This is a genomic window from Ruegeria sp. YKSF070, assembly GCF_059612725.1.
Genome location: NZ_JBXWRD010000110.1, coordinates 1 through 1,400, shown reverse-complemented (window position 1 = coordinate 1,400; position 1,400 = coordinate 1). Strand labels below are relative to the sequence as shown.

Here is a 1,400-nt window from a genome sequence, read left to right as displayed (position 1 = left end):
CGCTATATCTCAACGATATCGAAGTCGTCACCCCTGAGCTGAGCGCGCGCATCTCAGGGTCGGAGCCCGGAGATTTGCTGCTCTCCATGCGTAATCTCCACGCGCTGGCTGTGTTGAACAGATCCAGTGGCAAGATCGTCTGGATGCAGCACGGACCGTGGCTGAAGCAGCACGATCCCGATATCGAGCAGGACGGCACCATCACCGTCTTTGATAATGGCAGCGGTCACCGAATGCCTGGCCGTGATTTCGTGGGTGCCCGTGTCCTTCGGTTCGATCCCGTGACTGGTCTGGCTGAGACGGTTTACCCCCAAAACGATGATCAGCGTTTTTTCAGCTTTATCATGGGTACACATCAGGCGTTGCCCAACGGCAATATTCTTGTAACCGAAAGCACATCCGGGCGCGTTTTCGAGATCACTCCGGATGGAGAAACCGTCTGGTCGATGGTGTTTGTCGCGGGAACCCGCTCTGCCGCACTGATAGAGGAAGCGCGGCGTTATCCTCTGGATTTTGTAGACCGGTCAGTCTGGTCTTGCCCCTGACCTCCAGCTCGGCAGTCGCTCAGTTACGCCGATATACATGAACGTTACCATCGCCCAGTGTTCCGGGGAAGTCATGGACAAGGTCCAGTTGCCCTTTGGCATCCTGCCTCAGTTGCGGGATGGCGCTGAACATTCGGTTCGGAAACAGGACGACCAATGTCACAGGACCAGGCTGAGCTAATGCTTTTGCATATGCTTCGGGGTCGCCAATGGTTGTCCAGTTGGCATTGAAATGGTTCTCAAAGACAGGCCCGCCCGGATTGATGGCGTAAACCCGCTCGGAAGGGTTGCGGGTCTGTTCCACAAAGGCAAAAGCTCCGGCCAGATTCTGTTTTGGCGCGGCATAGTTCCGCTGCACAAGAATCACGGATAAAGCGATCATCGCCGCAACACCGACGGCGAACAGTGGCATTCCGATCCGAGGTTGGCTTATCACTCGTGCCACAATGCTTGCACCGTGCCAGCAGCCGATGACCGCAAAAATGATAACCGGGCCGATATCAACAAAAAAGAAGCGTGGCCATATCCGCATGTCGAGCGACAGGAGAATAGCCAGCGTCACCACGATATGCATAACGATGGACGGGAAAAACAGCGGTTGTGCTGAATGTGCTCCTGCGGCACCAAACGCCAGGGCGACCAATCCGCCGAATGCAACAATCATGGTCAGCGGGCCAGTGTCTCCGACTGCCGTCCGTAGCCCTTCCAGCACTGTCCAGACCGGGCTCTGATACTCCTGCATAGGATCGACAGCGGATGTTGCCGCTACCTCGCCCATGGCTTCCACGAGGCTTGGAAAGATCGGCAGATACAACAACACAATTAAGACCAGCGCCATTGCTACGCCAATAAGAG

At 55.9% G+C, this 1,400-nt stretch carries 2 protein-coding genes; one reads left to right on the top strand and one right to left on the bottom strand.

Annotated elements, in window-relative coordinates; genetic code table 11:
* Nucleotides 1-545, top strand: a 545-nt coding sequence (locus tag AC2FL1_RS23435; protein WP_496878527.1) for an arylsulfotransferase family protein, incomplete at its 5' end; no start/stop codon positions are given.
* A gap of 19 nt (nucleotides 546-564) precedes the next feature.
* Here AC2FL1_RS23435 and AC2FL1_RS23430 read toward each other — a convergent pair.
* Nucleotides 565-1,400, bottom strand: an 836-nt coding sequence (locus AC2FL1_RS23430; protein WP_496878526.1) for a hypothetical protein, incomplete at its 5' end; no start/stop codon positions are given.